Here is a 23,810-nt window from a genome sequence, read left to right on the forward strand (position 1 = left end):
GGCGGCGACAATGGCGGTCCGGAGGACAGGCGCCTATTCAGGCTCTGCTGCCTTTCTCGGGCATCACGATGTTGACCTCGAGCACCTCGAAGTTCCCCTGCTTCTCCAGCGACACCTTGATGTCCTCCGCGTTGACCGACACGTACTTCGAGATGACGGTCATCAACTCCTGTTGCAGGGCGGGCAGGAAGTCGGGCGTGCTGGTGCCGCCATTGCGCTCGTGGGCAATGATCAGTTGCAGGCGTTCCTTGGCGATGGCTGCCGTCTTGGGCTTGTTGCCGAAGATGAGGGAGAAGAGCGACATCCTCACTTGCTCCCGAAAAAGCGCTTGAAGAGACCGGGCTTCTCGTAGTCGACGAAACGCAGCGGGATGCTCTCGCCGAGGAAGCGGCCAACGACGTCGAGGTAGGCGCCGGCCACGTCGCTGCCGGCCAGATGGATTGCCGGCGTCCCGGCATTCGACGACTGCAGCACCGATTCCGATTCGGGAATGACGCCGATGATCGGCACGCGCAGGATCTCCTGGACGTCCTTGTACGACAGCATCTCGCCATCGCTGACGCGCTTCGGCGAGTAGCGGGTAATCAGCAGGTGTTCCTTGACGGGCTCGCCGCCGAGCAGGGCGCGACGTGATTTCGCCTGGATGATGCCGAGGATGCGGTCCGAGTCACGCACCGAGGACACCTCCGGGTTGGAGACCACCAGCGCTTCGTCGGCGAAAGTCAGAGCCATCACCGCGCCGCGCTCGATGCCTGCCGGCGAATCGCACACGACATAGTCGAAGCCCATGTGTTCGAGTTCCTTGAGAACCTTCTCGACACCTTCCTCGGTCAGCGCATCCTTGTCGCGGGTTTGCGAAGCGGGCAGGACGAACAGGTTGCCGTTATCGCAGTGCTTGTCCTTGATCAAAGCCTGAGTGAGTGTCGCTTCGCCGTTGAGCACATTGACCAGATCATAGACGACGCGCCGCTCACAGCCCATGATCAGATCGAGGTTGCGCAGGCCGACATCAAAATCGATGACCGCAGTCTTGTAGCCGCGCAGAGCGAGGCCCGAGGCGAAGCTGGCGCTGGTGGTGGTCTTGCCGACACCGCCCTTGCCTGACGTTACGACGACGATACGTGTCACCGGTGGTTCTCCGCAAGTGAAAGCCGAGATTCTACCTGCAGATTGGCCTTTCTGCTGACTTGGCGGCGACGTCGGCGGGTAGTGCCGGCGCTTGCCGGGCCGTCAGTCGGTCTTCAGTGGCTCGACGAGCAGTCTTCCCGGATCGTCGCCAGTGTTTTCCGTCAGTCGGACCTGAACGGGCTTGCCAGCCATCGCGGCTGGAACGCCGGCATCGAATGTCCGATACAGCCCGGCGATCGATACCAGTTCGGCATCGAAGCGCGTGCAGAGAATGCGCGCGTCCTCGGCACCGCTGGCGCCAGCCAGAGCGCGGCCGCGCAAGGGCGCATAGATGTGGATGCTGCCGTCGGCAATGACTTCGGCGCCGGCGTTGACGGCGGCCAGTACCACCAGGTCACCGCCACGTGCATAGACCTGCTGTCCCGAGCGCAGTGGCCGGTCGACGAACAGCGTTGGCTTTACCCCGCTGCTGCCGACGCTCGTCGGTGCGGCGTTGGCGACCGGTTCTTCGGCCGCAGGTGGTGGCGCGGGCGGCATTTCCGGGGCGGGTGTTGCGGGCGAGCGGTGTACGCTGGCGTAGGCCGGCAGGCCGACCGCCGCGGCGGTCTGGCGCAGTTCCTCGCTCCCGCCGCGCACGCCAATCACGTTCAGGCCATACAGTTTCAGCACCCGGTGTACGCGCGGCCAGTCGGCTTCCGCCAGGTCGCCGAGCTGCGACAATTCGAGCACTGCCGCGTCGCCGTCGAAGAAGGGGTCGTCGCCGAACAGGGCGCTGGCGGCCTTGGCCAGGGCGTCGGGCTGCAGGGAGCGTACGGTGACCGCGACGACAGGCAGCGTGATTCCCTTGAATTCGATCAACTGGAGCTTGTTGTTGGCTTGCGGCATGGAATCTTCACCGAGGTGGATCGTGGATTTGGCAAGCCGCGAAGTCTAGCCGAATCGGCGGCAAAAGCGAAACACGCGGCAGGCGCTATCGCGCCACGCGAACGGTGCGGATGGACTACAGCCAGGCGCGGGCGCCCCAGATCATTCGCCTGGCGACGAAGTGCCGGAGTGGCGGGAAGAGATCGAGCGCCTGCAGGCCAAGCCCGCGCGCGCAGCGCAGCGGCGCCAGGTCGTTGGAGAAGAGGCGCACGATACCGTCGGTAAATGCCATGCTTCCCTGGCGGTCGAGGCGACGCCCACGGGCGTAGCTGGCCAGCGTTCCGGCAGCTCCGGCGTCGCCACCGGTCTTGCCCAGCAAGGCCTCGGCGAGTTCGCACGCGTCGCGCAGACCGAGGTTGAAGCCCTGGCCGGAGACCGGGTGCAGGCTTTGCGCGGCATTGCCGATCCATACCTGGCGGGAAGCGCTGACCTGTCGGCGAACGCGTAGCGCCAAAGGGAAGCTGGCGCGCGCGCCGCTGGCGACAAAATCGAGACGACCGCCGAACTGGGCGCGCAGGGCGGCGAGAAAAGGAGACTCGTCGAGGGCAAGGAGTTGCCTGGCCTTGTCAGGCGGTACGGTAAACACCACCGAGTAATCCTGTCCAAGCGGTAACAGGGCGAGCGGACCGTCGGGCGTAAAGCGTTCCCAGGCGCGGTGCGCGTGCCCCGGGACGGGGCGCACTTCGGCAACGACGGCGTGCTGCCGGTAGTCGCTGACGCGGACGTCGGCCTCGTCTCCCGGCGTGCCTTCGGCATGCACGACGAGTTGCGCGGCGACGCCGTGCTCAGCGCCGTCGCCGGCCAGCCTGATTTCGGCAGCTTCGCCGCCGGTCGTCAGGCTGATCAGGGCGTGCTCGTTCAGCAAGTGCGCCGGATCGATGCGCGCAGCGAGGGTGGCGGCCAGGTCGCGGTAGCGCATCACGTAGCCGAGCGCCGGCAGGTCATAGTCGTCGGCGTCGATGACCGTGCGGCCGAAGCCGGTGCGCTGCGACACATGGATCGAACGAATCGGCGTGCCGGCGCCGGCGTTCCAGGCGCCGAGGTGTTCGAGGAGTTGTCGGCTACCGTGTGACAGCGCCAGGGCCCGCGGATCGGTCTCCCAGGCGCCGCGCCGGCGATTGTCGATCAGCAGGACGCTGTACGGACCACCGGCGAGGGCCAGTGCCAGAGTCATGCCGACCGGGCCGGCGCCGATGATGGCGATGTCCACCCGGCTGCTGCTCTCAGTCATGGCGCATCACCTCCTCGATCTCGGCGATGGTCCGTGGCGCACTGGTGTAGACCGTGCACCCGTCGGCATTGACGAAGACGTCGTCCTCGATGCGCACGGCGATGCCATGCAGATGCCTGGGGACGGGTTCCCCGGGGCGGAAGTAGAGGCCCGGTTCGACGGTCAGCGCCATTCCCGGAGTCAGCCTGACCCAGTCGTCGTCGGTGGCGCCGGTTCTGTAGTCGCCGACGTCGTGTACGTCGAGGCCCAGCCAATGGCCGGTGCGGTGCATGTACCAGGGCTTGTACGCTTCGCTTTCGATCGCGCCATCGACGCTGCCGGTGAGCACCTTGAGATCGATCAGTCCCTGCGTCAGAACCCGCAGGGCGGCCAGGTGATAGTCGGTGAACGCGGCGCCGGGCCGCACCGCGGCGATTGCCGCCTGCTGCGCGGCGAGGACGATCTCGTAGACCTCGCGCTGGACCGCGCTGAAACGGCCGCCGACGGGAAAGGTGCGGGTGATGTCGGAAGCGTAGCCGCTGACTTCGCAGCCGGCATCGATGAGCACCAGCGAATGGCCGGCCAGCAACTTGTTGTTGTCGACGTAATGCAGGATGCAGGCGTTGGCACCGCCGGCGACGATTGGGGTATAGGCATGTCCGTCGGCTCCGCGTCGGCGAAACTCATAGGCGAGTTCGGCCTCGAGTTCGTATTCGGCCATTCCCGGTCGGCAGGCGCGCATGGCGCGGACGTGGCCAGCCGAGGCGATGTCCGCGGCCTGGCGCATGGTGTCGATCTCGTGCGCATCCTTGGTCAGTCGCATCTGGTCGAGAACGCCCCGCAAGTCGCGGATTTCGTTTGGTGCGCGCGTGCCGTTGCGGCTCTGGGCGCGCACCGCATTCAGTGCGTCGGCGATTCGCTGGTCCCAGTCCGCGTCGTGACCGAGCGAGTGCCAGAGCGCGCTGCGGTTGGCGAGCAGTTCGGGCAGCATCCGTTCGAGGCTGACTATCGGATACGCCTCGGAAAAATCGAAAGCCTGACGCGCGGTCTCGGGTCCGTAGCGGAAACCGTCCCAGGTCTCGCGCTCTTCGTTCTTTTCTCGGCAGAACAGTATCGATTTCGGTTGCGTGCCACCGACGAGAACGATCACCGCATCGGGTTCGGGAAAGCCGCTGAGATACCAGAAATAGCTGTCGAAGCGGTAGGGATAGTGCGCGTCCCGGTTGCGCACGCGCTCCGGTGCCGTGGGGATGACGGCGACACCGTCACCGATTTGCGCCAGCAGTTGCTGACGGCGCCTGACGTAGTGGTGATGGTTCATGAGGATGGCACCAGTTCCCTATCCAGTTCGGCGAGACGTTCGGGTGTCCCGACGTCGACCCAGCGACCGCTGTGTCGCTCGCCGCGGATCAATCCACGCGCTATTCCGTGGTCGAGCAGTGGGCGCAGCTTCATCATCGCGCCGACCTGTACGGCGGCGAAGAAGTCTGGCCGGAAGATGCCGATGCCGGCGTAGGTGAGGGTGTGTTCGCTGTCGCTTGCCGCATACCGGACGATGTTTCCGGCCAGGCAGAAGTCGCCGCCGGGATGGTGTGACGGATTGTCGACGAGAACCAGATGGGCGGCGCGCTGCGGGTCGAGGGTGTCCGCCAGCCGTGGCGCGGCGGCGAAGTCCCAGTCGCACCAGACATCGCCATTGATCGCCAGGAACGCCCGGTCGCCGAGCAGCGGCAGCGCCGCGGCGATGCCGCCGGCGGTCTCCAGCGCTCCCGCGGGTTCCGGCGAGTAGGTGATGTGCAGGCCGTAGGCGTTCCCGTCGCCGAGCGTCGCGACGATCTGTTCGCCGAGATGCGAGTGGTTGATGACGACATTGCGGTATCCGGCTGCCGCGAGCCGCTCCAGGTGCCAGACGATCAACGGCTTGCCGCCGGCCCGCAGCAGGGGCTTCGGCGTCGTGTCGGTGAGTGGCCGCAGACGTTCGCCGCGACCGGCGGCGAGGATCATGGCTTTCATCAGAAGGTGTAGCCGAGGTCGACCTGGCGGTTCTCGATGCGGTCGAGGAGTCTGGCGAGCGGCCGCAGCTCGTGGTAGCGCTGGCAGGTCCGGCGTAGATAGCCCAGCACGCGCGGCATGTCGCCAAGGTAGTCGGTCTTCCCGTCGCGGTGACAGAGGCGGGCGAAAATACCGAGTACCTTGAGCTGGCGCTGCGCTCCCATCCATTCGTAATCCCGGTAGAAGTCGTGGAAGTCCGCCGGCACCGGCAGTCCGGCGCGCCGCGCGGCTTCCCAGTAGCGGATCACGAAGTCGAGTTCCTGATCTTCCGGCCAGTCGATGTAGGCGTCGCGATAGAGCGAGACGAGGTCGTAGGTGAGCGGGCCGTACACGGCGTCCTGGAAATCGAGAATACCCGGGTTGGCCGGGAAGCCGGCAGACGCAGAGGGTGCGTCGCCGTCGACGAGCATCAGGTTGCGCGAGTGGTAGTCGCGATGCACGAAGACTTGCGCCTGCCCCAGGTTGTTGGCGAGGATCGCGGCAAAGGCCGTCTGCAGGGTCTGCTTTGTCTGCTCGTCGAGCGTCAGGCCAAGGTGGCGTGTCAGGTACCAGTCGGGGAAGAGCGCCAGTTCATGGTCCAGCAGCCGGCGGTCGTAGTTGGCAAGGACTCCGGGCCGGCTGGCCAGCTGGATGGCCACGAGGGCGCTGTTGGCATCGCCATAGAGTCGGGGCGCCGTCGTTCTGTCCTGCAGGGCACTCAGGTAGGTCGTGCCGCCGAGGTCCGAGAGAAGCAGGAACCCCTGTTCAAGATCCTGAGCGAGCACTTCCGGGACATGCACGCCCGCCACGCCGAACAAGCTGGCGACCTTCAGGAAGGGGCGGCAGTCCTCCTTGTCGGGCGGCGCGTCCATGACGATGCGCGTGCCTCCATCCGGCAGGCTGACCCGAAAGTAACGTCGAAAGCTCGCGTCAGCCGAAGCGGGTTCGAGGCCGATCTCCTGTCCGGGGAAGCGCGGCGACAGCATTTCATGGATCCAGTCACGCAACAGGGCGGTACGCGGCATGCCGCTTCTCCTTGGGCGATGATGCTAAAATGGCGTGATTTTACCATCCGACCCGCCGGCCAAACCGCCGCCGGGGACAACCACCTGCAGTACTCTACTCTGACCTCTACGGAATGACGTGTCCCTACCGGCCCAAGCCGCTCACCCTGATCTTCTGCTGTGCCGGCACGCTGGCTGCCGGTTTCGCGGGCCAGGTAGAGGCGCAACCGCCGGCTTTGTTCCGTGTCGATCCTGCCCTGCTCGGCTTGCCGCCAATCAAGGTGGATCGACCGCCGGTGGCGGCACCGGCGGACCGGCCGGGGGCCGAGGCCAGACCGGTGGAGGAGGTCAGTGTCGAAACGCGGCCGCTGCCAGCACCGCCGGCCGCCGCCGCGGCTCGCGAGGCCCGGCCGGCAGCGGTCGTTCAACAAGCGCCACCGCCAGCCGTTACAGCCCGACCAGCGGCGGAGCCAGCCACCGTGGCGCAGCCGCAGCAGACGCCAAGGGCCGCGACGCCTCCGGCACAGGCGGAATCTGCGGTAGCCAAGCCGTCAATCGGCAGCGCTGCGCCGGCCGCCTCGGCTTCGCCCGGGAGTCCGCCTTCGCCCACGCCGCAGGCGCGTCAGCCGGATTCGCCGCCCGCACCCGCTGAGCTCCAGACGCTGCCGGTCGACTCAGCGGTCGCGGCGCGCGTCGAGCCGCCGGCCGCCGCGCTGGCCGGGGCTGAACAGGCGATGTCCGATGACCTGCCCCTGTTGTTGCGGATGGCCAGGACGATGGTGCCTCCGCCGAAGGAGGGCAGTGTGCCGCGACCGGCGTTCCTGAGTGCCCAGCGGCTTTCCGGTGTCGTCGATCGGGAACTCGTCGCTGATGGCGATGCGGAGTTGCGCAAGGTGGGTACCGTGTTGACCGGCGATCGACTGACCTATTGGCCGGTCGAAGACGAGGTCGAAGCGGTCGGTAGCGCCCGCCTCCAGCAGGGCGACGATGTCATTGCGGGTCCCAAGATGCGCCTCAAGATCGAGGATCAGGTCGGCTTCGTCGAGCAGGCGTCGTATTTCCTGAAACGGCAGTCGGGGGTACCGGCGGGTGGGTTGGCCGACCCGCGCTGGGAGGTGCCGCAGTCGGGCGACGAGCCGAACACGGGTTTCGCCGCGCCACGGGTGATGGCCATCAAGCCGGGGCAGACCCGGGTCAAGCTCAAGAAACCGGACAACGAAGTCACTGAGGGGCGTGGTGAGGCGGAGCGCATCGACCTCGAAGGTGAGAATCAGTTTCTTCTGACTTCCGCAACCTATACGACCTGCAAGCCGGGTAACGACGATTGGCACCTGAGCGCTGCCGACTTGAAACTCGACTACGACAATGACATTGCCACGGGCCATGATGCGACCATCCACTTTCTCGGTGTGCCGATCCTCCATTCGCCCTGGGTGTCGTTTTCGCTCAACAACGAGCGCAAGTCGGGTTTCCTGACGCCTTCCTATGGATCGACCAGCGACAGTGGGGTCGAGGTCAGGGTGCCGTACTACTGGAACATCGCGCCGAACATGGACGCGACCATCGAGCCGCGGATTCTGACCAAGCGCGGGATACAGCTCGGTACCGAGTTCCGCTATCTCAACGCCGCGTATGGCGGAACCTACAGCGGCACGGATGTGGTCGAATACCTGCCGAACGACCGGGAAGCCAAGATCGATCGCTGGGGGGTCGCCCTGTCGCATAGCCAGACCATGGCCAACGGTTTCTCCGGGCTCGTCAACTACAACCGGGTATCGGACAACGACTACTACACCGACCTGTCGAGTCAGATCTCCAGTACTTCGAAGACGCAACTCTTGCAGCAGGGCATGTTGTCATATGGCGGCGCCGGGTGGTGGACGGCGACGGCCAATGTGCAGACCTACCAGACGCTGCAGCCCGACCCGCAGAACCCGGTCACCAAGCCTTATCGCCTGTTGCCGCAGATCACCGTCAATGCGCGGCAGCCGGATCTGTACTTCACCGACAGCGCCTTTTTCGGACAATATACCTCGTTCGTCAGTCCGAATACGAACCAGGTCGAAGGACAACGCACCGTAGCGCAGCCGCAGGTTTCCCTGCCCTTCGTGACGCCGGGGTGGTACGTGATACCGCGGGTGGGTGTCAATGTCACGCACTACTCCTTGTCGGATCCCGTTGCCGGCAGTGTGCTGCCCAACTCGATCAATCGCACGCTGCCGATCTTCAGCGTTGACTCAGGAATGACGTTCGAGCGGCCCAGCAACTGGTTCGGTCGTGACTACACGCAGACTCTCGAACCGCGCCTCTTCTACCTGAACATTCCGTACAAGAACCAGAACGACATTCCAATTTTCGATACGGCGCTGGCGGACTTCAACTTTGCGCAGATTTTTGCCGACAACCAGTTTTCCGGCTGGGATCGCATCAACAACGCCAATCAGGTGACGGCTGCAGTGTCGTCGCGTCTGATCGATCCGTCGAACGGCGGCGAGATCATGCGCGGAATGATCGGGCAAATTTTCTACTTCACTGACGACAGGGTGGTACTGCCGGGCACGACCACCCGCAAGTGGGACAAGTCCGACTTCCTGGCTGCCTTCAGTGGCCAGGTGCTGCCGAAGGTGTACCTGGACGCGGCGCTGCAGTACGACCTCGGCGATCAGGACTTTCAGCGCTACGCGGTCGGCGCACGTTACCTGCCGGGGCCGGGCAAGGTGCTAAATGCCTCCTACCGGTACAACATCGACGCCGCAACGCCGATCAACGAGTTCGACCTGTCCGGCCAGTGGCCGATCAGCAGCCGCTGGCAGGCGCTTGGTCGCTACACGTACGCCTTCAAGAACGACACATCCGGCAGTGGCACAACGACCAGCGTTACCAGCACCGGTGGTACTCCCGTCGAGATCATTGGCGGTCTCGAGTACAACGCCGGCTGCTGGGCCGTGCGTGCGGTGGGTCACCGCATCCAGACGACCCAGGCAGACTCGGTCACGCAGTTTTTCGTGCAACTCGAGTTGAGCGATCTGGGGCGCGTTGGCTCAAGTCCGCTGAGTGTGCTGCAGCGGAGGATTCCCGGCTACAGCCTGGCGCGGCCGATGGCTGATCAGGGCTTGGCGGAACAGTAGGTTCAAGATGATACTTCTCCTTCGCGGCATGCTGCTCATGTCCTGTCTGGTCGGGGTGGTGCTGGCGCAGACCGCTTCTCGACCCCTCGCTCAGCCGATCCCTGTCGATCGTATCGTTGCCGTGGTCAATGACGAGGTGATCACGTTGCACGAACTGCGTACTCGCCTTGATGGCGCGCTGGCGCAGTTGCAGCGACAGGGAACGCAATTGCCGCCGCGCGACGTGCTCGAAAGACAGATGCTCGAACGCCTGGTCATCGACAAGGTGCAGCTGCAGCAGGCGCGCGACATGGGTGTGCGCGTGGACGATGCGCAACTCGAGCAGGCGCTGCAGCGCATTGCGGCCGGCAACAAGATGTCGCTGGCCCAGTTCCGTGCAGCGCTGGAAAAGGACGGGATTGCGTTCGCGAGTTTTCGCGAGGAGATTCGCGGGGAAATGACGATCGCACGTGTGCGCGAACGCGAAGTGGAGAGCAAGATCTTCATTTCGGAAGGCGAAATCGACAACTATCTGGCCGGTGCGTCGGGACAAGGCGGCGCGGTTGAGGAATTTAATCTGGCGCACATCCTGCTCCGTTCTCCCGAGTCGGCGAGTCCGGAGCAGATCCAGAAGCTTCGTGCCAAGGGCGAGCAGGTGGCCGAACGTGTACGCAAGGGTGAGGAGTTCGCGCAGCTCGCTGCCGCCTATTCGGACGCCCCCGATGGTCTCAAAGGCGGCGATCTCGGCTGGCGTTCGCTCGATCGCCTGCCGCCGCTCTTTGCCGAGGCCGCTGCCACGCTGAAGGTTGGCGAAGTGTCGCCGCTGCTGCGCAGCTCGAACGGCTTCCATCTGATCAAGCTGGTGGCCAAGCGCGGTGGCGGCACGCTGGCGGCAGTGCAGCAGACGCACGCACGCCACATCCTGATCAAGGTTAACGAAGTCGTCTCCGAATCCGAAGCGCGGCACAAACTCGAGGGTCTGCGCGAACGGATCAAGCACGGGGAGAGCTTTGCCGAGTTGGCCAAGCTTTTTTCGCAGGACGGCTCAGCGACCAAGGGAGGCGACCTGGGCTGGGTCTACCCTGGCGATACGGTTCCCGAGTTCGAGCGGGCGATGAATCTCCTGGCGCCTGGTGAGGTGAGTGAGCCGGTTCAGTCGCCGTTCGGCTTTCATCTCATCGAGGTCCTCGAAAGGCGCGTCCAGGATGTTTCGAGTGACCGCCAACGCGCCGGCGCACGGCAGGTGCTGCGCGAACGCAAGCGTGACGAGGCCTATCAGGACTGGCTGCGCCAGACGCGCGACCGGGCCTACGTCGAACTCCGGCTGGACGAGCGTTGAGCCACCATGGGCCGTTGCCGGCCATTGCCATCACGAGCGGCGAGCCGGCCGGCGTTGGCCCAGAGATCTGTCTGCGCCTGCTTGAGCGCGTGCGCGCGCAGCCGTTGCCGGCGCGGCTCGTCGTCCTCGCCGATCGTTCCTTGCTGGTCGAGACCGCTGCGGCGCTGAATCTGTCCGTCGTTTTCCGCGACTGGCATCCCGCCAGTTCGCCGCAAGCCGGTGTCCTCGACGTCATCCATCTGCCGCTGGCCGCCAGGGCTTGTCCCGGTCTGCTGGATCCGGCCAATGCGCGCTACGTGCTGGCCTTGCTTGATCGGGCGCTCGCCGGTTGCCGGAGTGGTGAGTTTGCCGCGATGGTTACCGCACCGGTCCACAAAGGGGTGATCAACGATGCCGGCATTCCCTTCACGGGACATACGGAGTACCTGGCGGAACATACGGCAACGCCCCGTGTGGTGATGATGTTGGCTGGCGGTGGGCTACGGGTAGCTCTGGTGACGACGCATCTGCCGCTTCGCGATGTGCCGGCTGCCGTGACCTGCGCTGCGGTTGAAGAAACGCTGCGCATCCTGCACTGCGAGATGGGGAAGAAGTACGGTATAGCGCAGCCGCGTATTCTGGTCGCCGGTCTCAATCCGCATGCCGGCGAGGGCGGCTATTTGGGCCACGAAGAAATCGACGTCATTTCGCCGGTGCTCGAACGTCTGCGTGCAGAGGCCGGGATGACACTGCTTGGGCCGCTGCCGGCCGATACGATGTTTTCTCCTTCGGTATTGGCAAGGGGTGACTGCGTTCTGGCCATGTACCACGATCAGGGTCTGACGGCCCTCAAGTATGCGAGTTTCGGTCACGGCATCAACGTTACCCTGGGTCTGCCGATCATCCGCACCTCGGTCGATCACGGAACCGCGCTCGATCTGGCAGGTAGCGGCAAAGCCGATCCCGGCAGCCTTTTCGTTGCCGTCGAGCAGGCGATCGAGATGGCGGCGCGCGCCGGCGGCGGGATCTGAGGCGGAGCATGCCGCATGTCGCGCGCAAGCGCTTTGGCCAGCACTTCCTGGTCGATCGACAGATCATCGACAGCATCGTCGATCTCGTCGCGGTGCAGCGCCGCGACCTGGTGGTCGAGATCGGTCCGGGGCTGGCGGCGCTGACCGACCCGCTGTTGAGGCGGCTCGATCACCTGCATGTGGTCGAGATCGACCGCGACATGGTCGCCCGGCTGCGCGCGGCGTATTCGGCGGAGAGGCTGAGCATTCACGCCGGCGATGCGCTGGCGTTCGACTTCGGACGCCTGGCGGCCGAGGCCGGGGCCAAGCTGCGGATCGTCGGCAATCTCCCCTATAACATTTCGACGCCGCTGCTCTTTCATCTTGCCGGTTTCGGCGACGGCGTGCGCGACATGCACTTCATGCTGCAAAGGGAAGTCGTTGAGCGCATGGTAGCGGCGCCGGGCAGTGGTGACTTCGGCAGGCTGTCGGTGATGCTGCAGTATCGCTTCGTGATGGAATGGCTGCTCGAGGTGCCCCCCGAGTCGTTCAATCCCCCGCCAAGGGTACACTCGGCGGTAGTTCGCCTGATTCCTCGGCTCGCCGGAGACCTGGCGGCGGACGACGAGGCGCAGTTCGCGGCAGTGGTCGCCACGGCCTTTGCGCAGCGCCGCAAGATGCTGCGCAACAGTCTGAAGAGCCTGGTCGGGGAGGCGCGTCTCGCCGAGTTCGGCGTCTCCCCGACTTGTCGGGCCGAGGACCTGTCGGTTGACGACTACGTTCGCCTGGCCAACAGCCTGAAGACCGCTTAGGCGTGCCGTTCGGCATGCGGCACGCAGCGAGTCCGGAGCGGCCTGATCTCAGCCGTTCTTGTTGAGCGGGCAGGTATTCAGGCCAAGCAGCGTGTAGGCGGGGCAGGTTCCGAACAGGCCGGTGAGCAGCGGGACCACGCCGACCCATCCCCAGGCACCAACGATGCCCATGGCGGCCATCGCGATGAGGGCGATGCCGACGACGATGCGCAGGATCTTGTCGATTCCACCGACGTTGGTTTTCATGATTGACTCCATCAAGGGTTGTGAATGATGGTGCCAGAATACGCGAGGGTGCTGGCCCTGTATGTAACCGGGGTCACACAGTCCGTGGTGGGTGCGTGTCACCGCCTGTTGTCTGCCAGCTCCTTGAGGCCTTGCCGGTCGATTACGCTGATCTGCTCGCGGCCGAGCGTTACCAGTCCCTGTTCGGCGAAACCCTTGAGCAGACGGCTGACGATCTCGCGCACACTGCCCAGTTCTTCGGCCAGTGCCTGGTGGGTGGTACGAATGCTGGTTCCCCTGGCGAGCAGCAGCTTCGCCAGGCGCTGGTCGAGGCGGTGAAAGGCGACTTCCTCGACCAGTTGCATGAGTTCCGCGATACGTTCGGCGAAAAGATGGAAGACGAAACCTCTGAACAGCGAGTTGCCGGCGAGCAGTCGCTCGAACAGAGAACCAGGCAAGATCAGCAGAGACAATGGCGTCTCGGCGACCCCGCGTGCCGAATAGGGGCTGTGGCCGAGCAGACAGCTCGAGGTGATGATGCACGAGCCCCCCGGCTCGACCCGGTAGAGCAGCATCTCGCGTCCGGCGGCCGTGCTCTTCACGACCTTGATCGTGCCGGCGAGAATCAGCGGGAAGCCCAGGCAGTTCTCCTGCTCGGTGAATAGCTGTGCACCGGCTGGCAGGGTCCGCAAGGCAGTTGCCTGGCAGAGCGCCGCGAGCTGGTCGGCGGGAAGTGAGCGCAGCGCCGGATAGAGAACGAGCAGCGAGTGCGCGAAGTCCTCCGGCGGTGTGTTCATCAAGCGGTCAGTTCGGCGGTTACCGGGGCGTGGTCCGACGGCCGCTCCAGCTTGCGCATGTGGCGGTTGATCCCGGCCACCGTACAGATTCCGGCAAGCGGCTCGGAAAGGAGGATGTGATCGATCCGCAGCCCCTGGTTCTTCTGGAAGCCGAGCATCCGGTAGTCCCACCAGGAAAAACTCTTCTCGGGCTGCTCGAAGAGCCGGAAGCTGTCTTTCAGCCCGAGGTCCAGCAGGCGCTGGAAGGCCGCTCGCTCGGGTGCGGAGCACAGGATCTGGCCGGCCCAGGCCGCCGGGTTGTACACGTCGCGGTCTTCCGGGGCAATGTTGAAATCGCCAGCCACCACCAGCCGTGGATTGGCGGCCAGTCGACCCTTGAGCCAGCGGGTCAGCGCATCCAGCCATGCGAGCTTGTAGGCGTACTTGTCGCTGCCGACGGCCTGGCCATTCGGTACATAGGCACAGACCACGCAGATTCCGCCGATCGTCGCAGCGACCAGCCGTTTCTGCTGATCGGCATGGAGCGGGTTGCCACAAACGACATCGCTCGGCGACTCGCGCGCCAGCAGGGCAACGCCGTTGTAGGTCTTCTGCCCCGAGAAGGCGACGTGATAACCCGCGGCCTCGACCTCCTGCTGCGGGAAGGCATGGTCCTCGAGCTTCGTTTCCTGCAGGCAGACGATGTCGGGTTGCTCCGCCGCCAGCCAGTCGAGAAGTTGCGGCAGGCGGACCTTGAGCGAGTTGACGTTCCAGCTGGCAATTTTCATGTGGCTCTCAAATCCGGTAACGCCGCGGTCCCTGTGCCAATCAAAGGGTGGCTGCCTCTCACCTCACCAGGCCATTTCGTGGGCGTGCTGCAGCACCGGTGGCGGCCGTGGTGCGGACGTTCCGCGGCCGGTCGCCGGCGGACGACAGCGCCAGCAAGTCGCGTTCGGCGCGTAACCAGTGGTCGCTGGGCGAGCCTCCACGGTCGAGCTGGTAAATCGCATAAGCGCGCTGGGCGATCTCCTCATGCCTGACAAGTCTTTCGACGCCAAGAGCGGCGTCTCGCCGTGCATCGCTTGGCACCCGCATCCTGCCGGCTATACTCACTGCCTGGTGTGTCAGCGAGGGGTCGAGCGGGGCGACGTCGAGGAGAATGCTCCGGCCGTGCGTCATCATCAGCAGCCACCTGTCGCCGTCTGCCACCAGGGTTCCCGAAGCACAGGCCCGGTCGCTCGTCGTCGTCATCGGCGGTGGCTGGAGTTGCCCGGGAGGCGGAAGGCCGGTGTCTCCGCACGGGTCGCGTCGCTCGCCGCCGCTGTGTTTGCCGTCGTTCATTGTGCTGCCTCGCCGGTGGGCTTGACGCGGTAGGGTGCGCTGGCCGGATATCCGGCCGCGTCGAGAAGTTCGTTCCAGGCAGTGGGTGTGAAGCCTTTGACGTTTTGCCGGCCGACGCTGATGCTGGGGAGGCGGATCTCGCCGCCGAGTTGTCGGCCGGCGTCGGCCAGTTCCTCTGCCGTACCGAGCTCCTTTTCGACGAATGGCACGCCACGGCCATCGAGCAGCGAGCGTGCCTGCTTGCACGTCGTGCAACCGGGATTCGTGTACAGGACGACCGGGAATTTCTCGCTGGCCTGGCGTACCGCATAGGGAAGCGCCTGCGTCGGCGGCGCCTCGTCGCCAAGCGAGGGCGAAGATCGGTCGACCCGCTTGGCTCCGGCCGGCGGTGGCAGGTCCGAGAGCACCGTGCGACCGGTTGCTGGGTCGATCCAGCGGTAAGTGGTCTGCGCGCCGAGCGTGGCGCTGGCGAGCAGGAGACTGACGAGGCAGACGACGCGCAGGGAGACGGGGGCGGGCATGTTGAAGCTCCTCGCTGTTCAGGCGGTGATCATGCCGCTGTGCCGGAGCAGTGCGTCAACCTGGGGATCGCGGCCGCGGAAGGCGCGGAAGTTGTCGATCGCTGGTCGGCTGCCGCCGACAGACAGAATCTCATCCAGAAAGCGCTTGCCGGTAAGCGGGTCGAAGGCGTTGCCGGCGGCCTCGAAGGCGCCGTAGCAATCGGCCGAGAGGACCTCGGCCCATTTGTAGCTATAGTAGCCGGCGCCGTAACCGCCGGCGAAGATGTGCGAGAACGTGTTCGGGAAACGATGCCACGCGGGCGGAACGACGACCGCCACTTCGCGTCGCACCTCGGCCAGCAGGTCGAGGACGCTGCGATCGCCCGTCGGGTCGAAATCGCTGTGCAGGCGCAGGTCGAACAGCGAAAACTCGATCTGGCGGAGCATGTGCATGCCGCTCAGGAAGTTCTTGGCCGCCAGCATCTTGTCGAACAGCGCACGCGGTAGCGGCTCGCCGGTGTCGACATGGGCGGTCATCCCCGGGAGGACGCTCCATTCCCAGCAGTAGTTCTCCATGAACTGCGATGGCAATTCGACGGCGTCCCATTCGACACCATGGATGCCGGCGACGCCGAGTTCGTCGACGCGCGTCAGCAGGTGGTGCAGGCCGTGCCCGGTTTCGTGGAAGAGTGTGATCACTTCGTCGTGCGTGAAGGTCGCCGGCCGCGGCTTGCCGTCGCGTTCGCCCACGGGCCGCGAGAAGTTGCAGTTGAGGTAGGCGATCGGCGTCTGGATTGTGTCCGTCCCTGCCGCCAGCGACGCCGCACGCCGCCTGCGGCGACCCCTTGCTTCGTCCATCCACGCACCGCTGCGTTTGGTTTCGCGTGCATAAAGGTCGAGGTAGAACTGACCGACCAGTTCGCCGGTCGGCGTCTCGATACGGAAGAAACGCACGTCTTCATGCCAGGTCGGAGCGCTGTCGGGTTTCAGGCAGACGCCGAAGAGTGTTTCGATTACCCTGAAGAGCCCAGCGAGAACCCGGTCTTCGGTAAAGTACTGCTTTACTTCCTGCTCCGAGAACGCATAACGCGCCTGCAGCAGCTTCTCGGAAACGTAGGCGACATCCCACGCTTCCATCTCGTCGATCCCAAGTTCCTTGCGCGCAAAGGCGCGCAGGTCGGCAATGTCCCTCTCGGCGAAGGGCCTCGCCTTGACCGCCAGGTCGCGCAGGAAGTCGAGCACCTGCGGCACCGACTCGGCCATTTTCGGGACCAGCGAAACCTCGGCGAAGCTGGCGTAGCCAAGCAGTTCTGCTTCTTCCCGGCGCAGTTCGAGAATGCGCCGGATCAGCGGCGTGTTGTCCATCTCGGGGGCACCGAATTCCGCTGCCCGTGTCGCATAGGCCCGGTAGAGCGCGGCGCGCAGGCGGCGGCTGTCGGCGTACTGCAGCCCCGGCAGGTACGACGGCATGTGCAGCGTGAACTTCCAGCCGTCCTTGCCCTCTTTCGCCGCGGCTTCGCGAGCCGCTTGCCGGGTGTCGTCCGGCAAGCCTTGCAATTCGGCTTCGTCGGTCACCACCTCGGCAAAGGCGTTGGTGGCGTCGAGCAGGTTCTCGGAGAACTTTGCCGAGAGTTGGGCGAGTTCCTCGGCGATGGCCTGGAAGCGCGGCTTCCGGTCTTCGGGCAACTCCGCTCCGGCGAGGCGGAAGTCGCGGACCTCATGGTCGACAATTCGCCGCTGTGGTTCCGATAGACTTGCGTATTCCTCGCTTTCGGAAATTGACTTGTACTTGGCGAACAGCTTGAGGTTCTGACCGACCTCGGCGTAGAAACGCGAGACCTCAGGCAGCATCTGGTTGTACGCATCGCGCCAGGCGGGGATGTCGTTGACCGAATGGACATGGACGACGACTCCCCAGGCACGCGACAGTTCTTCGAATCCGTCGGCCAGGGGTGCCGAAAAAGTCGCCCAGCTCGCTGTGACCTGGTCCGAAGTCAGCAGGTCTACCAGGGCGCGGCAGTCGGCGAGCAGCTTGCTGATCGCCGGCTGCACGTGTTCTGGCGTCAGGGTGTCGAAGCGCGGCAGGCCGGAGAAGTCGAGAAGCGGATTGTCGTGCAGGATGTCTGTGGTCATCGGAGATTCCGTGGTTCCCCGAGCGGGGCTGCCCGTGCTCGGATACGGTCAAGGCATCGCTATTCTACAAGGTCGCGGTAGGCGTGCCACGAAGCATGGCCGAGCAGCGGCATGAGAACGATCAAACCGAAAAACAGGGTGAGGAAACCGAGCGCGGTCAATGTGACGACGATCGCTCCCCAAAAAACCATGAGTCGAAGGTTGGCGTCGACGGTGCGCAGACTGGTCAGCATGGCCGTGCGGAAGTCGATGCGGCGATCGAGCAGCAAGGGTACCGAGACAACCGTGATGGCGAAGACCATCAGCGCCAAGGTGCCGCCGCAAAGGATCCAGATCAGCAACAGGTCGCGGTGGTCGGCCGACAGGTGGATCTCGGCCAGAAGGCTGGGCAGGTCCGGGCTGATGGCCGGAGCGAGAAGGGCGAACAGCAGGGTCGAGATGCGTTCCCAGGCGAATCCGATGGTCGCCAGCAGCAGGCCCAGCTTGGCGAGCTCCCGGGCGTTGCGGCGGCCGCCGGCGAGCGACGAGAAGAAGGTCGACGACTGGCCTGCTTCGCGTCGTCGGCTGATCTCGTACAGTCCCCCGGCAAGCAGTGGAGCGACCAGGAAGAAGCCGGAAGTGGCGACGATGAATATCTGGCCGTTACGCCATGCGAAGATCGTGATCAGGTCGCCGGCGATCGCGAACAAGAGCCCGTAGGCGAGGCTGGCAATCGGGTTGGCGCGCAGGTCCTGCCACCCTGCCGTGAGCCAGGCAAGCGGGCGGCCGAGCGAAACGCTGCGCACCTTTGGCACGGCGTTGTCGTGGCCAGGGGCAGCAGTTCCTATACCCATCCGTTCTCCCTGTCGTGGTGGCGAGCAGACGCCTGTGCTCTACCGTTCGGGCAAACCGCCGCCGTCATTCGACGAAAGTCTCGCCGGTCAGGCGCTCACAGGCCTCGACGTACTTTGCACGGGTGCGCTCGAGCACCGCCTGCGGCAGCCGCGGCGCGGGTGCGCGCTTGTTCCAGACCAGTGTTTCGAGATAGTCGCGCAGGTACTGTTTGTCATACGACGGCGGGTTGCTGCCCACTTGCCAGTCGTCGGCAGGCCAAAAGCGCGACGAGTCCGGGGTCAGCGCTTCATCGATCAGATGCAGGGTGCCGGCAGCGTCGAGCCCGAACTCGAACTTGGTATCGGCAATGATGATGCCGCGCGCCGCGGCGTGCGCGGCAGCTGTTGTGTACAAGGCGATGGCCACATCGCGTGCCTGGGCGGCAATCGTATCGGCGCTGCGGCCCGTCGTGGCGAGCAAGTCTGTGAACGCCGCCGCACAGTCGGCCTGCGCCCGTTCGAAGGCGACGTTCTCATCGTGAGCGCCGATGGCCGCCTTGGTTGCCGGGGTAAAGATCGGTTCCGGCAACCGGCTGGCGAGTTGCAGCCCTTCCGGCAGCCGGATCCCGCAAACGTTACCAGTGGTCTGGTAATCCTTCCAGCCCGAACCGATCAGGTAGCCGCGCACCACCGCTTCGATCGGCAATGGCCGCAAGCGTTTGACGACGAGCGCCCGTCCACGCACCTGCGGCCTCTCGCCGGCGGCGACCACCGTCTCCGGATCGATCCCGGTGAGCTGGTTCGGGACGATGTCGGCGAGACGCGCGAACCAGAAACTGGCCAGTCGGGTCAGCACCTTGCCCTTGTCGGGAATCGCGTCGGGCAGGATGACGTCAAAGGCCGAGATGCGATCGCTGGTGACGATCAGCAGTTTGTCGGCGTCGATGGCGTAGATGTCGCGCACCTTGCCACGCCCGAGCAGGGGCAGGCTCTGGATCGATGTTTCAAAGAGGGCTTCAGTCAACTCGCTGGTCCGGTCGTGGAATGGGAGGTCGCAGGGGGAAGGTGCGCGATCGGATTATAGGGCAGATCGCTCGCCGTTCAGTGGTCTCCGCCCGCCTCCTGGCGGAGTCGCCGGCGCATCCGCCGTATGCCGAGTATCGAGAAGGCGGCGACCAGCGGGATCGACACGGCCGCCGCGATCTCGGGCGAGAGTGCTGGTAGCAGAGCCTTGAATCCCTTGGCCAAGTAATGAACCAGTTGCGAAGCATAGTAGGTGATGGCTACAACCGACAGCCCTTCGACCGTTTCCTGCAGGCGCAGTTGCAGGCGTGCGCGCTGGTTCATCTGCGCCAGTTGTTCCTGGTTCTGGCGTTCGAGTTCGACGTCTACGCGGGTGCGCAGCAACTCGCTGGAACGTGCCAGTCGATCGGAGAGATCGTCCTGGCGCTTGGCCATGGCAATGCAGGTCTGCATCGCCGGCAGCAGGCGGCGTTGCATCATTTCGCGGAAAGTCGGGCAGCCCGTGACGCGCAGTTCACGCAGTTCGTCGATACGCTGCATGACAAGATCGTGGTAGGCGCGCGCTGCGCCGAAACGGAAGGCCGTGCGGGCCAGTGAGTGCTCGACTTCGGCTGCCAGTCCGGTCAGGGCGGCGAGCACCTGGCGCTCGTCGGCCGGTGATCTGGCCTGGCCGATCTGGTCGACCATGTCGGCCAACTGGGTTTCGGCAGCCTTCAGCCAACTGCCGATTTCCTTGGCTACCGGTAGCGCCAGCAGCGCCAGCAGCCGATAGGTCTCGATCTCCAGCAGTCGCTGCACCGTCCGGCCCGCCTGCCTTTGCGTCAGCGCCACGTCAAGGATCAGGAATCGCGAGAAGCCGCTGTCGAACATGAAGTCGGTGAATACCCAGGCCGCCTGGTCGGCCACCTGGGCGGCGACCACCTGACGGCCGGTTGGCGTCAGGCCGGCCGTCACCGACTCCGGCGACACCTCCCGGCTCGCCTGCAGTTCGACATGGGTGGCGGCGATCAGCTGACCGGGAATTGCCGATAACCAGCCGGCCGGCACCACTTGCAGCGCGCTCGCGGCAGGATTCCGTCCCTCGCCGGCGGTAAGCTCGCGAAAGACCGTGTAGCTGGAGAATTCGCTGTGCCGTTCCCAGCGTAGCAGAAAGGCCTGTGCAGCAAACACCAGGTGCGCTTCGGACCGGTCGAGCAGTTCGCCGGTGGCGACCTCGCCGAGGTTCTGGAGGTTGGCCAGTTCTTCCTGCTGGGTGGACGCGTCGTGCGTAAACACCAGGTGCGAAACCAGCGTCGGACTGCGTAGTGGGACGGGTGGGCGCGCGTGGAACTCGTCATTGAGCAGTTCGCGCAGTGGATGTAGTGCGATCCCAGGCAACGGGAATCCGGCGTTCACGGTCGCTCCGGAAAGAGAAGCACCGCGGCCGCCGGCTGGCGTGCCGCGGCATCGACAACAGCAATCAGCGAACGGTCTGCTCGAGTTCGCCGCTCTTGTAGCGCTCTGCCATCCTGTCGAGCGCGATGACCTTGATCTTGCTTGCCTGGCCGGCGGTACCAAAGGCCTCGAAGCGAGCGCGACAGATCTTCTTGGCGGCCTCCCGGGCCGGCTTGAGGTAGTCGCGTGGGTCGAATTTCGACGGGTTTTCGGCGAAGTAGCGGCGGATCGCACCAGTCATCGCCAGGCGAATGTCGGTATCGATGTTGACCTTGCGAACGCCATGCTTGATGCCGGTGACGATCTCCTCGACCGGTACGCCGTAGGTCTCCTTCATGTCGCCGCCAAACTCCCGGATCTCGGCCAGCAGTTCCTGCGGTACCGACGACGAGCCGTGCATCACCAGATGGCAATTCGGGATGCGCTCGTGAATTTCCTTGATGCGTTGGATGGCGAGGATGTCGCCGGTCGGCTTCTTGGTGAACTTGTAGGCGCCGTGCGAGGTGCCGATGGCGATCGCCAGGGCGTCGCACTGCGTCTGTTTGACGAAGTCGGCCGCTTGTTCGACGTCGGTCAGCAGTTGTTCGCGAGTCATCGTGCCCTCTGCGCCGTGACCGTCTTCCTTGTCGCCGCGCATCGTCTCGAGCGAACCGAGAACACCGAGTTCCCCCTCGACCGAGACGCCGATGGCGTGCGCGAACTCGACGACCTTGCGCGTCACATCGACGTTGTATTCATAGCTGGCCACGGACTTGCCGTCGGCCATCAGCGAGCCGTCCATCATTACCGACGAGAAACCGGAGCGGATGGCGCCCATGCATACTGCCGGTGACTGGCCGTGGTCCTGGTGCATGACGATGGGGATATGCGGATAGGCTTCCAGCGCGGCGAGAATCTGGTGGCGCAGGAAAGGCTCGCCAGCGTACTTGCGGGCGCCGGCCGAGGCCTGCATGATTACCGGCGCGTCGACTTCCGCAGCGGCTTCCATGATCGCCCAGACCTGTTCCATGTTGTTGACGTTGAAAGCGGGCAGACCGTAGCCGTTTTCCGCAGCGTGGTCCAGCAATTGACGCATTGAAACAATTGGCATGATTCGTTCTCCAGTGATTGCTCAGGTGGTGTTCAGTTTCCTGAACGCGGGAAGCCGCGTCTGCGGTTTCCCAAAAACCTGTCGGTCTGCGGCTGCGTCGCGGCTGCCGGTTTACTGACCTGCCGCTCAGGCGCTCCAGGGCTTCTGATCGCCGACCCGGACGATCTTCAGCGTATTGGTGCCGCCGCTGGTGCCCATCGGATCGCCGGCGGAGAGCACGATCAAGTCTCCCTTGACGACAATGCCCTCGTTGGTCAGTAACTGCTCGGCGTCATGCAGGAGTTCATCGCGGGTCGCCGGACGCTGGGTCATGAACAGTGGGAAGACCGCTCGATAGAGCGCCATCTTGGTGACCGCCTCGGGTTGCGGGGTCAAGGCGTAGACCGGCACGCCGCAGTTGAGGCGACTCATCCACAAAGCGGTGGCGCCTGATTCGGTGAGGGCGGCGATGGCTTTCACCTTAAGGTGGTGTGCTGTCCAGATCGCCGCCAGCGAAATCGTCTGGTCGATACGCGTGAACACCTGATTGAGGAACTCGCTGTCAAGGCTCACTTCGGCGGACTTCTCGGCTTCCATACAGATTCGCGTCATCGCCTCGACCGTTTCGACCGGATACCTGCCGGCGGCGGTTTCGGCTGACAGCATCACCGCATCGGTGCCGTCGAGAACGGCGTTGGCAACGTCCGAGACTTCGGCGCGCGTCGGTGTCGGTGAAAGAATCATCGACTCCATCATCTGCGTCGCGGTGATCGCCAGCTTGTTCCTTTCGCGGGCCAGACGGATCATGCGTTTCTGCAATGCCGGTACAGCGGCATCACCGACTTCGACGGCCAGGTCACCGCGGGCGACCATGATCCCGTCAGACGCGTCGATGATCTCTTCGAGAGCCTCCACCGCTTCAACGCGTTCGATCTTGGCGATGGTGTGCGCGTGCCCGCCGGCGGCGTGGATCAGTTGTTTCGCCATGTACATGTCGGCCGCGCTCTTCGGAAAGGAGACGGCGACGAAGTCGGCTTCGATGCGGACCGCCGTGCGGATGTCGTCCATGTCCTTGGCGGTCAGCGCCGGCGCCGAAAGACCGCCGCCCTGACGGTTGATTCCCTTGTTGTCGGAAAGCTCACCGCCATGGCGTACGACCGTGTAGATCTCGGAGCCGATGACTCGCTCGACATCGAGCACGATGCGCCCGTCATCGAGCAGGAGGACGCTGCCGGCCGACACGTCACGTGTCAGATCCTTGTAGTCGAGGCCGGCCCGCTCGGCATTGCCGAGGTCACACTTGGCGTCGAGGACGAAGTGTTGGCCGTTCTCCAGCCAGACCTTGCCGTCGGCGAATTTGCCGACCCGGATCTTTGGCCCTTGCAGGTCGGCAAGGATGCCCACCGGGCGCCCGACGCGGGTAGCAACCTCGCGAACCAGTTGCGCGCGTGCGACGTGGTCCTCGGGTTTGCCGTGGGAGAAGTTGAGCCGAACGACATCGACGCCGGCGCGGATCATTCGTTCCAGCACCGCGGCGTCGGATGACGCCGGGCCAAGGGTGGCGACGATTTTGGTGTCTCGGGACATGAGTTTCCTATGCTTGTTCGACCGTGGATTTCGGGGCTGTGTGGTGCGTGGCTGGCGACAATCGGCAAGCGTGCCGCCGTTGGCAAAGGCGTCCACAACGCGCTGTCGAGCGCGGCGCCTTGTCGGGTAGCGTGGTGCCCGGTCGACCGGCATGCGCCTGTCGCTCGGCCGGCGATCCGTGGCGGTGTGCCGCCGGGATACGCGCGCAGGGTCGCCTGCTTCGCCGGCAGACGTCTGCCGGGGACAGGGCAGCGTCGGCGGCAAGTCGCATCATCAGCAAGCGTAGGCGGCGAAAGAGCGACGTCGGCTCGGTGCCGGGGCCGCCGACATCGATGCCGGGAGCGTGCCGAGCGGGCGCTTGCGTTT

The 23,810-nt window shown here is 64.8% G+C and carries 22 protein-coding genes; 4 read left to right on the top strand and 18 right to left on the bottom strand.

Translation table 11 applies throughout. The features are described 5' to 3' along the window. Positions 1-37: 37 nt before the first annotated feature. The 7 genes from minE to CAP2UW1_RS04045 form a co-directional block, all read right to left on the bottom strand. A complete protein-coding gene (gene minE, locus CAP2UW1_RS04015; protein ID WP_015765393.1) occupies positions 38-304 on the bottom strand; it encodes a cell division topological specificity factor MinE in 267 nt (88 codons plus the stop codon). 2 nt (positions 305-306) lie between these two features. Further along, positions 307-1,128: a septum site-determining protein MinD gene (minD, locus tag CAP2UW1_RS04020; protein WP_015765394.1), complete on the bottom strand. Its 822-nt coding sequence runs from the start codon at positions 1,126-1,128 to the stop codon at positions 307-309. Between the two features lie 102 nt (positions 1,129-1,230). Then, positions 1,231-2,013 carry a septum site-determining protein MinC gene (minC, locus tag CAP2UW1_RS04025; RefSeq protein ID WP_015765395.1) on the bottom strand — a complete coding sequence of 261 codons (783 nt, stop codon included), beginning with the start codon at positions 2,011-2,013 and terminating at the stop codon, positions 1,231-1,233. A gap of 115 nt (positions 2,014-2,128) precedes the next feature. After that, positions 2,129-3,283, bottom strand: coding sequence for an FAD-dependent oxidoreductase (locus CAP2UW1_RS04030; protein ID WP_015765396.1), 1,155 nt, complete (start codon positions 3,281-3,283; stop codon positions 2,129-2,131). Further along, positions 3,276-4,583 (bottom strand): aminopeptidase P N-terminal domain-containing protein, encoded by a 1,308-nt coding sequence (locus CAP2UW1_RS04035; protein WP_015765397.1) that lies wholly within the window; start codon positions 4,581-4,583, stop codon positions 3,276-3,278. The genes CAP2UW1_RS04030 and CAP2UW1_RS04035 overlap by 8 nt, the downstream gene beginning before the upstream one ends. Then, a complete protein-coding gene (gene murU, locus CAP2UW1_RS04040; RefSeq protein ID WP_015765398.1) occupies positions 4,580-5,275 on the bottom strand; it encodes an N-acetylmuramate alpha-1-phosphate uridylyltransferase MurU in 696 nt (231 codons plus the stop codon). Before murU ends, CAP2UW1_RS04035 begins: the two co-directional genes overlap by 4 nt. Continuing rightward, on the bottom strand, positions 5,275-6,318 hold the full coding sequence (locus tag CAP2UW1_RS04045; protein ID WP_015765399.1) for an aminoglycoside phosphotransferase family protein: 1,044 nt from the start codon (positions 6,316-6,318) through the stop codon (positions 5,275-5,277). Before CAP2UW1_RS04045 ends, murU begins: the two co-directional genes overlap by 1 nt. Positions 6,319-6,431: 113 nt before the next feature. On the opposite strand from CAP2UW1_RS04045, the gene lptD reads away from it, so the two are divergent. Genes lptD through rsmA form a run of 4 tightly spaced genes read left to right on the top strand, consistent with a single transcriptional unit; the run spans position 6,432 to position 12,544 of the window. After that, positions 6,432-9,425 carry an LPS assembly protein LptD gene (gene lptD, locus CAP2UW1_RS04050; RefSeq protein WP_015765400.1) on the top strand — a complete coding sequence of 998 codons (2,994 nt, stop codon included), beginning with the start codon at positions 6,432-6,434 and terminating at the stop codon, positions 9,423-9,425. A 7-nt stretch (positions 9,426-9,432) separates the two neighbouring features. Next, positions 9,433-10,743 (top strand): peptidylprolyl isomerase, encoded by a 1,311-nt coding sequence (locus tag CAP2UW1_RS04055; RefSeq protein ID WP_015765401.1) that lies wholly within the window; start codon positions 9,433-9,435, stop codon positions 10,741-10,743. Further along, complete coding sequence (gene pdxA, locus CAP2UW1_RS04060; protein WP_015765402.1) at positions 10,740-11,753, top strand: 4-hydroxythreonine-4-phosphate dehydrogenase PdxA; 1,014 nt, start codon at positions 10,740-10,742, stop codon at positions 11,751-11,753. Before CAP2UW1_RS04055 ends, pdxA begins: the two co-directional genes overlap by 4 nt. An 8-nt stretch (positions 11,754-11,761) precedes the next feature. After that, positions 11,762-12,544 carry a 16S rRNA (adenine(1518)-N(6)/adenine(1519)-N(6))-dimethyltransferase RsmA gene (rsmA, locus tag CAP2UW1_RS04065; protein ID WP_015765403.1) on the top strand — a complete coding sequence of 261 codons (783 nt, stop codon included), beginning with the start codon at positions 11,762-11,764 and terminating at the stop codon, positions 12,542-12,544. A gap of 48 nt (positions 12,545-12,592) precedes the next feature. Here the strand turns inward: rsmA and CAP2UW1_RS04070 are convergent, their stop codons facing one another. The 11 genes from CAP2UW1_RS04070 to pyk form a co-directional block, all read right to left on the bottom strand. Then, entirely contained in the window at positions 12,593-12,790 is a 198-nt protein-coding gene (locus tag CAP2UW1_RS04070; protein WP_015765404.1) for a YgaP family membrane protein, read from the bottom strand. Between the two features lie 98 nt (positions 12,791-12,888). After that, positions 12,889-13,566: a Crp/Fnr family transcriptional regulator gene (locus CAP2UW1_RS04075; RefSeq protein WP_015765405.1), complete on the bottom strand. Its 678-nt coding sequence runs from the start codon at positions 13,564-13,566 to the stop codon at positions 12,889-12,891. Further along, positions 13,566-14,333 carry an exodeoxyribonuclease III gene (gene xth, locus CAP2UW1_RS04080; RefSeq protein WP_015765406.1) on the bottom strand — a complete coding sequence of 256 codons (768 nt, stop codon included), beginning with the start codon at positions 14,331-14,333 and terminating at the stop codon, positions 13,566-13,568. The genes CAP2UW1_RS04075 and xth overlap by 1 nt, the downstream gene beginning before the upstream one ends. Positions 14,334-14,391: 58 nt before the next feature. Continuing rightward, positions 14,392-14,886, bottom strand: coding sequence for a DUF2934 domain-containing protein (locus CAP2UW1_RS04085; protein ID WP_015765407.1), 495 nt, complete (start codon positions 14,884-14,886; stop codon positions 14,392-14,394). Next, on the bottom strand, positions 14,883-15,407 hold the full coding sequence (locus CAP2UW1_RS04090) for a glutaredoxin family protein (RefSeq protein WP_015765408.1): 525 nt from the start codon (positions 15,405-15,407) through the stop codon (positions 14,883-14,885). The genes CAP2UW1_RS04085 and CAP2UW1_RS04090 overlap by 4 nt, the downstream gene beginning before the upstream one ends. A gap of 18 nt (positions 15,408-15,425) precedes the next feature. Then, a complete protein-coding gene (locus tag CAP2UW1_RS04095) occupies positions 15,426-17,519 on the bottom strand; it encodes a M3 family metallopeptidase (RefSeq protein ID WP_015765409.1) in 2,094 nt (697 codons plus the stop codon). A 59-nt stretch (positions 17,520-17,578) separates the two neighbouring features. Continuing rightward, positions 17,579-18,352: a DUF2189 domain-containing protein gene (locus CAP2UW1_RS04100; RefSeq protein WP_015765410.1), complete on the bottom strand. Its 774-nt coding sequence runs from the start codon at positions 18,350-18,352 to the stop codon at positions 17,579-17,581. 64 nt (positions 18,353-18,416) lie between these two features. Then, the gene (locus CAP2UW1_RS04105) at positions 18,417-19,355 is read right to left on the bottom strand and encodes a phosphoribosylaminoimidazolesuccinocarboxamide synthase (protein WP_015765411.1); all 939 of its coding nucleotides are present in this window, start codon (positions 19,353-19,355) and stop codon (positions 18,417-18,419) included. A gap of 77 nt (positions 19,356-19,432) precedes the next feature. Further along, complete coding sequence (locus CAP2UW1_RS04110; protein ID WP_015765412.1) at positions 19,433-20,749, bottom strand: DUF3422 family protein; 1,317 nt, start codon at positions 20,747-20,749, stop codon at positions 19,433-19,435. Positions 20,750-20,813: 64 nt separating this feature from the next. Then, on the bottom strand, positions 20,814-21,878 hold the full coding sequence (gene fba / locus CAP2UW1_RS04115; protein WP_015765413.1) for a class II fructose-bisphosphate aldolase: 1,065 nt from the start codon (positions 21,876-21,878) through the stop codon (positions 20,814-20,816). A 126-nt stretch (positions 21,879-22,004) separates the two neighbouring features. Then, positions 22,005-23,444 (bottom strand): pyruvate kinase, encoded by a 1,440-nt coding sequence (gene pyk, locus CAP2UW1_RS04120; protein ID WP_015765414.1) that lies wholly within the window; start codon positions 23,442-23,444, stop codon positions 22,005-22,007. Between the last annotated feature and the right edge of the window lie 366 nt (positions 23,445-23,810).

This window comes from Candidatus Accumulibacter phosphatis (assembly GCF_000024165.1).
Classification (GTDB): domain Bacteria; phylum Pseudomonadota; class Gammaproteobacteria; order Burkholderiales; family Rhodocyclaceae; genus Accumulibacter; species Accumulibacter phosphatis.

What these genes read in the sequence shown, in the direction of transcription:
- minE (WP_015765393.1), bottom strand. Translation starts at nt 304, where the DNA reads ATGTCGCTCTTCTCCCTCATCTTCGGCAACAAGCCCAAGACGGCAGCC.
- minC (WP_015765395.1), bottom strand. Translation starts at nt 2,013, where the DNA reads ATGCCGCAAGCCAACAACAAGCTCCAGTTGATCGAATTCAAGGGAATC.
- CAP2UW1_RS04030 (WP_015765396.1), bottom strand. Translation starts at nt 3,283, where the DNA reads ATGACTGAGAGCAGCAGCCGGGTGGACATCGCCATCATCGGCGCCGGC.
- CAP2UW1_RS04035 (WP_015765397.1), bottom strand. Translation starts at nt 4,583, where the DNA reads ATGAACCATCACCACTACGTCAGGCGCCGTCAGCAACTGCTGGCGCAA.
- murU (WP_015765398.1), bottom strand. Translation starts at nt 5,275, where the DNA reads ATGAAAGCCATGATCCTCGCCGCCGGTCGCGGCGAACGTCTGCGGCCA.
- CAP2UW1_RS04045 (WP_015765399.1), bottom strand. Translation starts at nt 6,318, where the DNA reads ATGCCGCGTACCGCCCTGTTGCGTGACTGGATCCATGAAATGCTGTCG.
- lptD (WP_015765400.1), top strand. Translation starts at nt 6,432, where the DNA reads ATGACGTGTCCCTACCGGCCCAAGCCGCTCACCCTGATCTTCTGCTGT.
- CAP2UW1_RS04055 (WP_015765401.1), top strand. Translation starts at nt 9,433, where the DNA reads ATGATACTTCTCCTTCGCGGCATGCTGCTCATGTCCTGTCTGGTCGGG.
- rsmA (WP_015765403.1), top strand. Translation starts at nt 11,762, where the DNA reads ATGCCGCATGTCGCGCGCAAGCGCTTTGGCCAGCACTTCCTGGTCGAT.
- CAP2UW1_RS04070 (WP_015765404.1), bottom strand. Translation starts at nt 12,790, where the DNA reads ATGAAAACCAACGTCGGTGGAATCGACAAGATCCTGCGCATCGTCGTC.
- CAP2UW1_RS04075 (WP_015765405.1), bottom strand. Translation starts at nt 13,566, where the DNA reads ATGAACACACCGCCGGAGGACTTCGCGCACTCGCTGCTCGTTCTCTAT.
- xth (WP_015765406.1), bottom strand. Translation starts at nt 14,333, where the DNA reads ATGAAAATTGCCAGCTGGAACGTCAACTCGCTCAAGGTCCGCCTGCCG.
- CAP2UW1_RS04085 (WP_015765407.1), bottom strand. Translation starts at nt 14,886, where the DNA reads ATGAACGACGGCAAACACAGCGGCGGCGAGCGACGCGACCCGTGCGGA.
- CAP2UW1_RS04090 (WP_015765408.1), bottom strand. Translation starts at nt 15,407, where the DNA reads ATGCCCGCCCCCGTCTCCCTGCGCGTCGTCTGCCTCGTCAGTCTCCTG.
- CAP2UW1_RS04095 (WP_015765409.1), bottom strand. Translation starts at nt 17,519, where the DNA reads ATGACCACAGACATCCTGCACGACAATCCGCTTCTCGACTTCTCCGGC.
- CAP2UW1_RS04100 (WP_015765410.1), bottom strand. Translation starts at nt 18,352, where the DNA reads ATGGGTATAGGAACTGCTGCCCCTGGCCACGACAACGCCGTGCCAAAG.
- fba (WP_015765413.1), bottom strand. Translation starts at nt 21,878, where the DNA reads ATGCCAATTGTTTCAATGCGTCAATTGCTGGACCACGCTGCGGAAAAC.
- pyk (WP_015765414.1), bottom strand. Translation starts at nt 23,444, where the DNA reads ATGTCCCGAGACACCAAAATCGTCGCCACCCTTGGCCCGGCGTCATCC.